This window comes from Hamadaea sp. (assembly GCF_013362815.1).
GTDB lineage: Bacteria > Actinomycetota > Actinomycetes > Mycobacteriales > Micromonosporaceae > Hamadaea.
In genome coordinates this window covers 324853-337948 of the sequence record NZ_JABFVK010000015.1, presented here as the reverse complement: position 1 = coordinate 337948, position 13096 = coordinate 324853, and the positions used below count along the sequence as shown (strand labels likewise).

General features: G+C 67.9%; 11 protein-coding genes and 2 pseudogenes. 9 read left to right on the top strand and 4 right to left on the bottom strand.

Going from position 1 to position 13096, the window contains the following annotated elements:
* The 8 genes and pseudogenes from HOV77_RS10055 to HOV77_RS10020 all read left to right on the top strand — a co-directional run.
* Positions 1–262, top strand: a pseudogene (locus HOV77_RS10055) (DNA polymerase III subunit gamma and tau); the annotation flags it as partial.
* Between the two features lie 325 nt (positions 263–587).
* Complete coding sequence (locus HOV77_RS10050) at positions 588–884, top strand: YbaB/EbfC family nucleoid-associated protein (RefSeq protein WP_290860580.1); 297 nt, start codon at positions 588–590, stop codon at positions 882–884.
* Positions 884–1477: a recombination mediator RecR gene (gene recR / locus HOV77_RS10045; RefSeq protein WP_290860578.1), complete on the top strand. Its 594-nt coding sequence runs from the start codon at positions 884–886 to the stop codon at positions 1475–1477. The genes HOV77_RS10050 and recR overlap by 1 nt, the downstream gene beginning before the upstream one ends.
* Before the next feature lie 123 nt (positions 1478–1600).
* Complete coding sequence (locus HOV77_RS10040; RefSeq protein ID WP_290860576.1) at positions 1601–3271, top strand: ABC transporter substrate-binding protein; 1671 nt, start codon at positions 1601–1603, stop codon at positions 3269–3271.
* 80 nt (positions 3272–3351) lie between these two features.
* On the top strand, positions 3352–4356 hold the full coding sequence (locus HOV77_RS10035) for an ABC transporter permease (protein WP_290860574.1): 1005 nt from the start codon (positions 3352–3354) through the stop codon (positions 4354–4356).
* Positions 4357–4439: 83 nt separating this feature from the next.
* The gene (locus HOV77_RS10030) at positions 4440–5399 is read left to right on the top strand and encodes an ABC transporter permease (protein ID WP_290860626.1); all 960 of its coding nucleotides are present in this window, start codon (positions 4440–4442) and stop codon (positions 5397–5399) included.
* A 1-nt stretch (position 5400) separates the two neighbouring features.
* On the top strand, positions 5401–6372 hold the full coding sequence (locus HOV77_RS10025) for an ABC transporter ATP-binding protein (RefSeq protein WP_290860572.1): 972 nt from the start codon (positions 5401–5403) through the stop codon (positions 6370–6372).
* Positions 6369–7361 (top strand): oligopeptide/dipeptide ABC transporter ATP-binding protein, encoded by a 993-nt coding sequence (locus HOV77_RS10020; protein ID WP_290860569.1) that lies wholly within the window; start codon positions 6369–6371, stop codon positions 7359–7361. Before HOV77_RS10025 ends, HOV77_RS10020 begins: the two co-directional genes overlap by 4 nt.
* A gap of 9 nt (positions 7362–7370) precedes the next feature.
* Here the strand turns inward: HOV77_RS10020 and HOV77_RS10015 are convergent, their stop codons facing one another.
* The 3 genes and pseudogenes from HOV77_RS10015 to HOV77_RS10005 form a co-directional block, all read right to left on the bottom strand.
* Positions 7371–8342 (bottom strand): hypothetical protein, encoded by a 972-nt coding sequence (locus HOV77_RS10015; protein ID WP_290860567.1) that lies wholly within the window; start codon positions 8340–8342, stop codon positions 7371–7373.
* Between the two features lie 153 nt (positions 8343–8495).
* A pseudogene (locus tag HOV77_RS10010) lies at positions 8496–8726 on the bottom strand (hypothetical protein); the annotation flags it as partial.
* 42 nt (positions 8727–8768) lie between these two features.
* Positions 8769–9416, bottom strand: coding sequence for an HNH endonuclease family protein (locus HOV77_RS10005; RefSeq protein ID WP_290860563.1), 648 nt, complete (start codon positions 9414–9416; stop codon positions 8769–8771).
* A 104-nt stretch (positions 9417–9520) separates the two neighbouring features.
* On the opposite strand from HOV77_RS10005, the gene HOV77_RS10000 reads away from it, so the two are divergent.
* Positions 9521–10984 carry an MFS transporter gene (locus tag HOV77_RS10000; RefSeq protein WP_290860561.1) on the top strand — a complete coding sequence of 488 codons (1464 nt, stop codon included), beginning with the start codon at positions 9521–9523 and terminating at the stop codon, positions 10982–10984.
* Positions 10985–11117: 133 nt separating this feature from the next.
* On the opposite strand, the gene leuA is transcribed toward HOV77_RS10000, so the two are convergent.
* Positions 11118–12830, bottom strand: a complete 1713-nt coding sequence (gene leuA, locus HOV77_RS09995) for a 2-isopropylmalate synthase (RefSeq protein ID WP_290860559.1) — start codon at positions 12828–12830, stop codon at positions 11118–11120.
* Positions 12831–13096 lie beyond the last annotated feature (266 nt).

The following is a 13096-nucleotide window of genomic DNA, read 5'->3' as shown; positions in this document are numbered from 1 at the left end:
GGCCGCAGCCCGCTCGGCAGCGGCGGCGGCGGGCAAAGCGGCGGCTCCGGCTGCCGGGCGCACCGTCCCGCGTACGCCTCCTGCCCCGCCGACGGCCGCGCCGCGGACCGGAACCGGAGCGGAGGAGCCGGGGTTCGATCCCGGCGACGAGCCGACTGATGAGGTCATCGACGCCGCCGCCGCTCGGCAGTCGGTCGAGCAGCAGGCGATCGACTCTCTCCGCCAGTCGTTCTCGCACGTGGAGAAGATCGCCGACCTCTGATCGCCCCGAAAGCCGCTCCAGCCTCTGGTGCTGTGGCGGCTTTCGTGTGCCTGCCGTCTGCCGACCCGCGTGCGGGCCGGCCGTTGGGTGCCACAGCGTTGATCGTCGGAAGCCGACGATCAACGCACGTTTAGTGCCACGAATGTCGGAAGCCGACGATCAAGGAGATCCGAACAGCCAAGATTGTCGGAAGCCGACGATCAACGCGCGGAGGGCGGCCCGCGGAGGGCGGCGAGCGCAAGGATCGTCGGTCGGCTGCATTACTCTGGGCGCGAAAGCATTCGTGACGAAAGGCTGACAGATGCGTCCCGGTGGCATGCCCAACATGCAGCAGCTCATGAAGCAGGCGCAGCAGATGCAGCGCAAGCTGGAGGCCGCCCAGGCCGAGTTGGCGGAGCTGGAGCTGACCGGCGCCGCGGGCAACGGCCTGGTGACCGTCACGGTGACCGGTGACGGTTCGCCCAAGAGCGTGAAGATCGATCCGAAGGTGGTCGACGCCGACGACGTCGAGACGCTGGAGGATCTGGTGCTGGCCGCGTTCACCAACGCGCTGGAGGAGGCGGCCAAGGTGCGTGATGCGAAGATGGGGCCGCTGACCGGCGGCATGGGTCTGCCGTTCTGATGTACGAGGGTGCGATCCAGGATTTGATCGACGAGCTCGGCCGGCTGCCGGGCATCGGGCCGAAGAGCGCGCAGCGGCTGGCCTTCCACGTGCTCGCGGCCGATCCGACCGACGTGCGCCGGTTGGCGCAGACGTTGTTGCGGGTCAAAGACGTCGTGAAGTTCTGTTCCATCTGCTTCAACGTCGCCGAGGACGACAAATGCCGCATCTGCCGGGACGCTCGGCGGAGCGACGAGGTCCTGTGTGTCGTGGAGGAGCCGAAGGACGTCGTGGCGATCGAGCGTACGAACGAGTTCCGCGGTCGCTATCACGTCCTCGGTGGAGCCATCAATCCCCTCGAAGGGGTCGGTCCGGACAATCTGCGTATTCGCGAGTTGATGACCCGACTGTCGCAAGGGGACGTCAAAGAGCTGATTTTGGCCACCGATCCCAACACCGAGGGTGAAGCTACCGCCACGTATCTGGCGTTGCTGGTCAAGCCCATGGGGATCACCGTGTCGCGGCTCGCGAGCGGCCTGCCGGTCGGCGGCGACCTCGAATACGCCGACGAGATCACCCTGGGCAGGGCGTTCGAGGGACGTCGGACCATCTGACCGGACTCACAACGATCCCTGACAGGGCTCACAACGATCTGATATCGGCCCCTCCTCTGTCCGCCGATCAGCTATTAGGGTCCGGCTATCGGTGAAGCACGTCACAGGACAGAGGTGAACCATATGAGCGCCTCAAGGCTCCGAACCGTTACCGCGGTCCTCGCAGCCTCCGTGGCCGTGTCGCTGGCGCTGGCCGGATGCCAGAGCAAGCGGGACGACACATCAACCTCCACGAAGAAGGACAAGCTGGTCTTCGGCGTGGCCGGCGACGCGAAGGTCATGGACCCCGCGTTGGCCAGCGACGGCGAGTCCTTCCGAGTCGCGCGCCAGATGTTCGAAGGTCTGGTCAAGCCGGAAGAGGGTGGCACCAAGATCGTGCCGTCTCTGGCCGAGAGCTGGACGCCGGACGCGGCCGGGACGACGTGGACGTTCAAGCTGAAGACGGGCGTCAAGTTCCACGACGGCACCGACTTCAACGCGGAGGCCGTCTGCTACAACTTCAACCGCTGGTACAACTGGTCCGGCCTGATGCAGAACCAGGACATCTCGTCGTACTGGCAGGACGTCTTCGGTGGGTTCGCCAAGAACGAGTCCAAGGAGCTTCCCCCGAGCCTCTTCAAGAGCTGCACGGTCAAGGACGCCTCGACGGTCGACGTCGCGCTGACCCGGGTCACCTCCAAGTTCCCGGCGGCGCTGGCCCTGCCCGCGTTCTCGATGCAAAGCCCGAAGGCCCTCAAGGACTTCGAGGCCGACAAGGTCGGCGGCACCGCCGACAACGTCACCTACCCGGCGTACGCGCAGGAGCACCCGGTCGGCACCGGGCCCTACAAGTTCGTGAAGTGGGACCACACCAACAAGGCTGTGGAGCTCGTCGCGAACGACGCGTACTACGGCGACAAGGCGAAGATCAAGACGCTGATCTTCAAGACGATCTCCGACCTGACCGCTCGCAAGCAGGCGCTGCGTACCGGTGACATCCAGGGCTATGACCTGGTGGCTCCGGCGGATGTGAAGCCGCTGAAGGACGAGGGCTTCAACGTCCTGCCCCGGCCGGCGTTCAACATCCTCTACCTGGCGATCAACCAGAGCGGCAACCCGGCGCTGAAGGACATCCGCGTCCGCCAGGCGATCGCGTACGCGATCAACCGGCAGGCCATCGTGGACTCCAAGTACCCGGCCGGTTCCTCGGTGGCGCTGGAGTTCCAGCCCCCGGGTCTCGACGGTTATAACGACGCCGTGACCAAGTACGACTACAACGTCGACAAGGCCAAGCAGCTCCTGGCGGACGCCAAGGCGACGAACCTGAAGCTCGACTTCTACTACCCGACCGAGGTGACCCGGCCGTACATGCCGGCGCCGAAGGACATCTTCGAGCTGATGGCGGCCGACCTCGCCAAGGTGGGCATCACGGTCACGCCGCACGCGCTCAAGTGGAGCCCGGACTACCTCAACGCGGTGCAGACGGGCAACAAGCACGACCTGCACCTGCTGGGCTGGACCGGTGACTACGCGGACGCGTACAACTTCATCGGCACCATGTTCGACCGCCAGAAGGGCGAGTGGGGCTTCAACAACCCCGAGCTGTTCGCGGCGTTCAAGGCGGCCGACAGCGAGCCGGACCAGGCGAAGCGGGTCGAGATGTACAAGGCCCTCAACGCCAAGGTCATGGACTTCCTCCCGGGTGTTCCGATCGCACACGGTCCGCCGTCGATCGTCTTCGGTAAGGACGTGACCGGGGTGAAGCCCAGTCCGTTGACCGACGAGAAGTTCGCGACGGCGTACTACACGTCCTGATCATCCACATATAAGGCTAGGCGGCACACGGCGAAGTCCGTGTGCCGCCTAGCCGTGGCACACCCACAAGGACGCCGCCCATGTTCCGTTACATCGTCCGGCGACTGCTCCAGCTCATACCCACGCTGCTGGGCCTGTCGCTGATCCTCTTCCTCTGGCTGCATCGGCTGCCCGGCGGGCCGGAAACCGCGATCCTCGGCGAGCGCGGTACGCCTGAAACGCGCGCCCAACTGCGCCACGACCTCGGCCTGGACCAACCGTTGTGGGTTCAGTACGGCCGGTTCATGAAACGGATGTTCACCGGTGACCTCGGCGTGTCGATCAACACTCATCGACCGGTCGTCACCGAGTTCATGGAACGCTTCCCGGGCACTGTGGAGCTGACCGTCTCCGCCCTGATCATCGCCATCGGGCTGGGCATACCGCTCGGCTATCTGGCGGCTCGCAAACGCGGTGGTCTGCTCGACTACTCCTCGGTCGCCGGCTCCTTGCTCGGCGTCTGCGTACCGATCTTCGTGCTGGCGTACCTGATCAAAGAGGTGTTCGCCGTCAAGCTCGGGTGGTTCCCGTCGGCCGGACGGCAGGACGTGGCGATCGACGCGACGAGGGTCACGAACTTCTACGTCCTCGACGGCATCCTCACCGGAGAGTGGGACGCCGCCGCCGACGCGCTGAAACACCTGGTCCTTCCGGCGGTGACGCTGGCGACCATTCCGCTGGCCATCATCGTGCGGATGACCCGGGCGAGCGTTTTGGAGGTCCTCGGCGAGGACTACGTCCGGACCGCGCAGGCCAAGGGCTTGACCGAACGCACGGTACGCGGCCGGCACATCATGCGGAACGCGCTGCTCCCCGTCGTGACGACGATCGGCCTGCTCACCGGCGGTCTGTTGTCCGGGGCGGTGCTCACGGAGACGGTGTACGCCTTCACCGGCATCGGCCAGTTCATCGCCGAGTCGATCGACCATCGGGACTATCCGGTGCTCATGGGCTTCATCATGTTCGTGGCGATCATCTACGTCACCGTCAACCTGTTGGTGGACGTCGCGTACGGCGTCATCGACCCGAGAGTGAGGGTGCGATGACCCCCGACAACCTGACGCCCGAGGCCGCCTCCGGCGCGACCGCGCCCGAGCAGCGGCAGGACGAGTCGAGCGGGCTCAAGGGGCTGACTCCGAAGGCCAAGAAGCAGCGCCTCGACCGGCTGGCCGAGCTCGCCGCCGTGCACGCCGACGAGAAGGGCCGCAGCCTCTGGGCCGAGGCGTTCCGTCGCGTACGCAAGAACCCGGCCGCCGTCATCGGCGCGATCGTCCTGCTGCTCTTCGTGCTCGTGGCGATCATCGGCCCGTTCCTCGTGCCCTACAGCCCCACCTCAACCGCCTGGGCCGACCAGGTGAAGGAGGGCCAGAACATCATCCCCGGGCCGAGCTCGGAGCACTGGTTCGGGTTGGACCACAATGGACGGGACGAGTTCAGCCGAGTGATCGTGGGAGCCCGGCAGACGCTGCTGGTCGGTGTGGTCGCGACCTCGCTCGGCCTGCTCGTGGGCTGCCTGCTCGGCGGGCTCGCCGGTTCGGCGTACGCCTTGGGCGGCCGCCGGGGCCGGCAGGTCGACAACGCCATCATGCGAGTCGTCGACATGCTCCTGGCGATGCCGAGCCTCCTGCTGGCGGTGAGCGTCGCCGCGCTGCTCGGGCCGAGCCTCATCACCGTCATGATCGCCGTCGGCGTCATCTCGGTGCCGGTCTTCGCCCGGCTGCTGCGCGGTTCGATGATCGCCCAGGGCCACGCGGAGTACGTCACGGCCGCCACGGCGCTCGGCGTACGCCGCGGGCGGATCGCGCTCGGCCATGTGCTGCCGAACTCGCTCGCCCCGGTGCTCGTGCAGGCCACGTTGACGCTGGCCACGGCGATCATCGAGGCGGCGGCGCTGTCCTTCCTGGGCCTCGGCAACCCCGACCCCGCCGTACCGGAGTGGGGAGTGATGCTGACGGACGCGCTGACCCGCCTCGAGGTGGCGCCCCGGCTCACGATCTATCCCGCCGTCGGGATCATCATCACCGCGTTCGGGTTCACGCTGCTCGGCGAGGCGATGCGTGAGGCGCTCGATCCGAAGCTGAGGAAGTGAAATGGCGCTGTTGGAAGTAGAAGACCTCGGCGTCACGTTCCACGCGGATCGCGACGTGCGAGCGGTGGACGGCGTCTCGTTCGCGGTCGACGCCGGCAAGGTGGTCGGCCTGGTCGGCGAGTCCGGCTGCGGCAAGTCGGTCACCTCGCTCGCGCTGATCGGCTTGCTCCCGAACCAGAACACCAAACGGGTACGCGTGGACGGCAGCGCCAAGTTCGACGGGCTCGACCTGTTGCGGGCCGATCGGCGTACGCTGCGCGACATCCGGGGCCGGGAGATCGCGATGATCTTCCAGGACCCGCTGTCCTCGTTGAACCCGGTCGTGCCGATCGGTGTGCAGGTCGCCGAGGTGCTGATCCGCCACCGGGGGATCGGTAAGCACGAGGCCGAGCGGCGGTCGGCGGAGTTGCTCGATCGGGTCGGCATCCCCGACCCGCGACGGCGGCTCAAGGAGTACCCGCATCAGCTGTCGGGCGGTATGCGTCAGCGGGCGTTGATCGCGATGGCGGTGGCCTGCCGGCCCCGCCTGCTCATCGCCGACGAGCCGACGACCGCGCTGGACGTGACCATTCAGGCCCAGATCCTGGAGTTGCTGAAGGAACTGGTCCGGGAGGACGGCACGGCGTTGATCATGATCACGCACGATCTCGGCGTGGTGGCCGGGCTCTGCGACAGCGTCAACGTCCTGTACGCCGGACGGGTGGTGGAAAGCGCCGGCCGCCATGAGCTGTTCGCCCATCCCACCCACCCGTACACGGTGGGTCTGCTGAACTCGATTCCCCGCCTCGACGCCTTGCGCGGGGAAGAGCTGACCCCCATCCGAGGCTCCGTACGCGACGTCCTGGCCTGGTCGGCGGGGTGCGCGTTCGCACCAAGGTGCGACCGGGCGATCGAGACCTGCCTGACCGGCCCGCCCTCGCTCGAAGGAACCAATCATTCCTTCCGCTGCGTCAACCCGGAGGTCGTGCCGTGACCGCGCTGGTGGAGATCAAGGATCTACAGGTTCACTTCCCGATCGTGCGCGGGGTGGTGTTCGACCGAGTGGTCGGCCACGTGAAGGCGGTCGACGGGGTGACCCTGAGCGTGCCCCGGGGCAAGACGTACGGGCTGGTCGGCGAGTCGGGCTGCGGTAAGACGACGCTCGGCCGGGCGTTGTTGCGGCTGGTCGAGCCGACGGGCGGCTCGGTGCTGTTCGACGGCAACGACCTCACCAGCCTGAGCCCGCCCGCCCTGCGGGGGATGCGGCGGCGGATGCAGATGATCTTCCAAGATCCGCTGTCCTCGCTGGACCCCCGGCAGAACGTCGAATCGATCCTGACCGAGGGGCTGGCCGCCCACGGGATCGGCGCCGACCGGGCCGAACGCCGGGACATCGTCTGCGAGACGCTCGACGCGGTCGGCCTGCCCCGGTGGGCGCTGTCGCGCTACCCGCACGAGTTCTCCGGCGGGCAGCGGCAGCGCATCGGCATCGCCCGGGCGATCGTGCTGCATCCGGACCTGATCGTCGCCGACGAGCCGGTGTCCGCGCTGGACGTCTCCATCCAGGCCCAGGTCCTCAACCTGCTGGCCAAGCTGCAGGCCGAACGCGAGCTGACGTATCTCGTCATTGCGCACGACCTCGCGGTGGTGCGGCACATCTCCGACGTCGTCGGCGTGATGTATCTCGGCGCGCTGGTCGAGGAGGCCTCGTCCACCGAGTTGTATCAGCGGCCGCTGCACCCTTACACCAAGGCGCTGATGTCGGCGGTTCCCGTGCCGGATCCGCTGGTGGAGGAGCGGCGTGAGCGCATCCTGCTCTCGGGCGACCTCCCGTCACCGGCCAACCCGCCTTCGGGCTGCCGGTTCCGGACTCGCTGCCCGTGGGCACAGGAGCGGTGCGCGCAAGAACGGCCGGAGCTGCGCGTACTGGCTGAGGGGCACACCGTGGCGTGCCATTTCGCCGAGGAGATCGAGAACGGCTGACCGCTCGGGTCAGGGTGCGACACGGACCGAGTGGCGCACCCCGGCCCGAGCCCGTTCCAGGTAGGCCCGCACGATCGTGGCGAGCACCGCCGACGGGTCGATCCGCAGCTCGTTGGCGGTGAAGGTCAGCACGAGCACGCCGTACTCCGTGAAGGCCTGCTGGCGGCGCAGACGCCGGGTCCAGGCCTCCGGCGACGGGTCCAGGTCGGGCGCGATGATCTCCAGCGCGATCGCGGTGTCGGCGATCCACCCGTCCGGCGTCGGCAGCGACTCGCCGTCCGGCCCGACGAGCACCGGCTGCCAGCGCACCTCCGGCAGCGCCGGGTTGCTCGCGCACAGCTCCCGGAGGCGGGTCAGCGGCGAGCCGCGCAACCCCTGCTCCACTTCTGCGAGCACCGCTCTCAACAGCAGGCTGCCGCGCTTCGGCCCGTCGCGCAGCTCGTCCTGCAGGGCCTCGACGGTGGTCAAGCGCCGCTGCAAGGACTCCACCACCAGCGCGCGCGCCGCGTTCCGGTCCAGGCCCGCGACCATCCGGACGGTGTCCGCCACGGCTCGCGCGGGGGAGACGACCGCCATGCGGCTGATGGTGGTCGCTCTCGAATCCAATCTATGGGTACGCGAGACGGCGGCGAACCGGGCTGGCGACAAGCGTCGGCGATCCGGGATCAGCACGTGCACCAGGTCGTCGGCCGGAGCGGAGTGGACGGAGTGCAGCTGAAGCGCGGCCGGGCCGGTGAGCTGGGCGGACTCGCCGGCGTACAGGAGGCTGGCGAAGGCGCGCTGTTCCCGGCTCAGCGGACCGCCGTGCGTCGCGTACACCGCTGGGAGGACGGTCTGCCAGACCCCGCGCTCCAACCGCCACCGCAATGCGCCCTTCGTGAGCGCGTCGGGCATGCCGCCGAGGACCTGGTCGCGCCGGACCAGGCCGTATTGCTTCTCCACCAGCCCGTCCAGGTCGGGGCGCGGCCATCGCCTCGGCATGGCGGCCAGCCTGCCGGAGGGAGGCCTTTGCTGTTAAGTCCCTGTGGATAACGATTCTTCATCAAAGGCCCTGGTCAGGGAGCTGTCACAACACTGGTGGGGCTTTGATGATGATTCCGTGGGGGACCGCCCCGTTGTGCGTATCCCTTGGTCCTAGCCTTCGGGCCGATGGAGCAAGCCGACCGCGAGCTGATGGACGGCCTTGAGGTCGTCCGGAGCGACCAGGGTGACCGCGCCCCCGGTGATCTTGTACCACTCGTCCGCGCCCTTGTACTGCACGGACGTCTGGGCGTTCGTGCCCTCAAGCGTGGTACGCAGCGTGAGGTCACCGGTGACCACGCCCACCTCGTCGGTCATCACCCCACCGGGGCCGGGCACGATGTCGGTGACGAGTTCGGCGGGCGTGGTCATCGATGATCCTTCCGATCAGGCGCAGGTCGCGAGCATCGCGGAGAGGGCGTCCTTCTCCTTGGCCGTGATGGTGAGCTTGTAGTACGCCTTCACGGTGATCCAGTCCTGAGCGTAGACACACCAGGCGCCCTGCGACGGCGGCTTCCAGGTCGACGGGTCCTGGTCACCCTTGGACCGGTTGGAGCTGGCCGAGACGGCGAAGAGCTGCGGGCGCTCCATGTCGTTGGCGAAGTCGGAGCGCTGGTCGTCGGTCCACTTGTCGGCGCCGGACCGCCAGGCGTTGGCCAGCGGCACCATGTGGTCGATGTCGACCTTGGTCAGCTCGGTCTGGGTCGTGTCGTCGTACCAGCTGACCCAGGTGCCACCGGTGACGTTGCAGCCGGTGAGCTTGACGTTCTTGCCGTCGCGCTGAAGGACCTTGTCGCGGACGTCGCAGCCGGTCCCGGCGCTGCGCCAGTGGGGGAAGCGATCCCGCGAGTACCCGGTCATCGGGTGCGCGTCGGCGATCTTGAGGCTCGCCAGGGCGGTGGAGGCCGTCCCGGCGGCGGTGGGCTTGAGCCCACCCGTGGATTCAGACGGAGTCGCTAGCGGATCCTCGGTGCAGCCCGCGGCGAACACGAGGGCGGCGGCGAGCACGCCGATGAGGCGAAGGGGGGTACGCACGCTGAGAGTCTCCCTTGGACCGTCGGGATGTGGTGAGGATTCTCCCGCGCGTCGGCGTGTCAAACCTCGGCGGGCTCCTTGACCACCCAAGGAAGATGGTCATCGTGACACAGCTTCGCCTGGGGACGACCGCCGGCCGGGCCACCCTGGCCGCGGCGGTGATCGCCAGCGGGATGGCCTTTCTGGACACCACGATCGTCAACGTGGCGTTGCCCGCGATCGGCGACGAGCTCAGCGCGAAGCTGTCCGGTCTCCAATGGACCGTCACCGGCTACACCCTGACGCTCGCCGCATTCGTGCTGCTGGGCGGGGCACTCGGCGATCGGCACGGCCGTCGCCGGATCTTCCTCATCGGGGTCGGCTGGTTCACCCTCGCCTCCATCGGCTGTGGCTTCGCGCCCACGATCGAGGTGCTCATCCTGGCCCGCCTCCTGCAGGGCGTCGGAGCGGCGCTGCTCACGCCGGGCTCGATGGCCATCATTCAGTCGTCGTTCGCCCCGGAGCACCGCTCACGGGCGATCGGAGCCTGGTCGGGACTGTCCGGAGTGGCCACCGCCGTCGGGCCGTTCCTCGGCGGCTGGCTGATCGACGTCCTGAACTGGCGGGCGGTGTTCTTCCTCAACGTGCCGCTCGCGATCGCGGTGTTCTGGCTCGGCCGGCATACGCCGGAAAGCCGCAATCCGCTCGTCCGGCATACGCGGTTCGACGTCGCGGGCGCCGTCCTCGGCGCGCTCGGGCTCGCCGGGCTCACGTACGCCCTGATCGCGACGCCGGAAGTGGGCTTCAGCAGCCCCCAGGTCTGGGCCGGCTTCGCCGTCGGCATTTCCTGCCTCATCAGCTTCGTCGCGGTGGAACGCCGCCGCAGCCGCCCCGGCGTCGGCATCTCCGACCGGGAAGGACGTCCCCGTATCGTCGCCATGATGCCGGTGGGGCTGTTCGGCTCGCGTACCTTCAGCCTGCTGAACGCGTACACGGTCGTCGTGTATGCGGCGATGGGCGGGCTGCTGTTCTTCCTCGCCATCCAGCTGCAGACGGTCGCGGGCTACTCCGCGCTGGAAGCCGGGCTCGCCACGCTCCCGATGACGTTGCTGCTGCTGGTGGGCTCGGGCCGGAGCGCCGCCCTCGCCGCCCGGATCGGACCCCGGCTGCAACTCGTCCTCGGCGGAGTCTTCGGCGCGGCCGGCTCGCTGATGTTGCTCGCGGTGGATCAGGAAACCGTGTACTGGCGCGACGTGCTACCGGGGGCGATCGTCTTCGGGCTCGGCATGGTCTCCCACGTCGCACCGCTGACCGCCTCAGTGCTCTCCGCCGTCGACGACGCCCACGCCGGGGTTGCGAGTGGGATCAACAATGCCGCCGCGCGCGCTGCGTCATTGCTGGCCGTTGCCGGGTTGCCGATGATCGTGGGGTTGGCCGGGGCCGCGTACGCGAACCCCGAAGCCTTCGACTCCGGCTACCACCAAGCGGTGTGGTGGTGCGCTGGGGCGATGGCCATTGGGGCGGTGCTGGCGATGTTCCTCCGGTCGCCCCGCTTAGGGCGCTTTAGGACGCGGCGCGCTCCCGCTTAGGGCGCTTTTAGGACGAGATCACGGATATGCATGCTTCCCGAGCTCAGGAAGCATGCATATCCGTGATCCGGCGGCAACACCGCATGGGGATCCGGCGGCAACCAGCGTCGGCATTCCGCGGCAGTGGGTCGGGTCAGCGGTTGACGGCGCTGGCCACAGCCTTCAGCGAAGCAGTGAGAATGCTGCTGTCCACGCCGACACCCCAACGGATCTCGCCGTCGATCTCACATTCCACGTACGCGGCCGCCTGCGCGTCGTCACCAGCGGTGAGCGCGTGCTCGGCGTAGTCCAGGACGCGTACGTTGACACCCTTGTCGCGCAGCGCGTGGGTGAAGGCGTCGATGGGGCCGTTGCCGATGCCCTCCAGCCGCGCCTCGACGCCGTCCAGCGTCGACTCGACCTCGATCTCGACCTTGTCATCCACTGTGGAGATCGAGTAGGAGCGTACGGCGACGCGACGGTCGGCGAAGTACTCGTCCTGGAAGATCTCCCACATCCGGGCCGGGCCGACCTCGCCGCCGCCGACGTCGGTATGCCGCTGGATGACCCCGGAGAACTCGATCTGCATACGCCGCGGCAGGTCGAGGTGGTGCTCGCTCTTCATGATGTACGCGACGCCGCCCTTGCCGGACTGCGAGTTGACCCGGATGACCGCCTCGTAGCTGCGGCCCAGGTCCTTCGGGTCGATCGGCAGATAGGGGACCGCCCAGTAGCCGTCGCCCTGCGCCTCCAGCCCCTTCTTGATGGCGTCCTGGTGGGAGCCGCTGAACGCGGTGTAGACCAGGTCGCCGGCGTACGGGTGGCGCTCGTGCACCGGCAGCTGGTTGCAGTACTCGACGGTCCGCTTGATCTCGTCGATGCCGCGGAAGTCGATCTCGGGGTCGATGCCCTGGCTGAACAGGTTCAGGCCCAGCGTCACCAGGTCGACGTTGCCCGTACGCTCCCCGTTGCCGAACAGGCAGCCTTCGACGCGCTGCGCTCCGGCCAGCACCGCCAGTTCCGCGGCGGCGACGCCGGTGCCCCGGTCGTTGTGGGGGTGCACGCTCAGCACGACGCTGTCTCGGCGCGGCAGGTTGCGGTGCATCCACTCGATGCTGTCCGCGTACACGTTGGGGGTGATCATCTCGACCGTGGCGGGCAGGTTGATGATCAGCGGCCGCTCGGGCGTGGGGTCGACCGCCTCGATGACGGCCGAGCAGATCTCCAGCGCGTAGTCCATCTCCGTGCCGGTGTAGGACTCGGGGGAGTACTCGTAGAAGATCTCGGTGTCCGGAGTGTGGATCTCGGCGTACTTCTGGCACATCCGGGCGCCGTCGACGGCGATCGCGGTGATGCCGGCGCGGTCCAGCCCGAAGACGACCTTGCGCTGCACGATCGAGGTCGAATTGTAGAAGTGCACGATGGCCCGCTTGGCCCCGCGCAGGGCCTCGAAAGTCCGGTCGATCAGGTGCTCGCGGCACTGGACCAGCACCTGGATCGTGACGTCCTCGGGGATCAGGTCCAGCTCGATCAGCTGACGGACGAAGTCGAAGTCCGTCTGGCTGGCCGCCGGGAAGCCGACCTCGATCTCCTTGTAGCCCATGCGTACCAGCAGCTCGAACATGCGCCGCTTGCGCTCGGGGGACATCGGGTCGATCAGGGCCTGGTTGCCGTCGCGCAGGTCGACGGCGCACCAGCGAGGGGCGCGTTCGATGCGGCGCGTGGGCCACTGCCGATCGGGCAGATCGACGGTGATCTGCTCGTGGAAGGGCTGGTAACGCTCGAAGGACATGCGGCTCGGGCGCTGGCGCGCGATGGGATCCGCGGCGTCTTCGCTGGAACTCGGCACGATGGATACGTCCGACATGGGTCGATTCTCCCGGATGGTCAGGTGGCTCAAGGATCGCGTGTGGGCTGATTCACAGGCCGGAAGGCAGAAAATCCGGCGGGATGCGCATCGATCGACCGGCCGGGACGCAGTACGCGCGTCGCATCACCGCGACGAGATGCCGGTCTCAGGCCTCGTCGCGGCAGCGAAGGAGAAGCGCACGCCACATGACCTTGGCAACATTACCGGCAGATCACAGCCCTGGTACGCCCCTCCCACATCTCGGGAAGAGCGGGTTGCCGCCG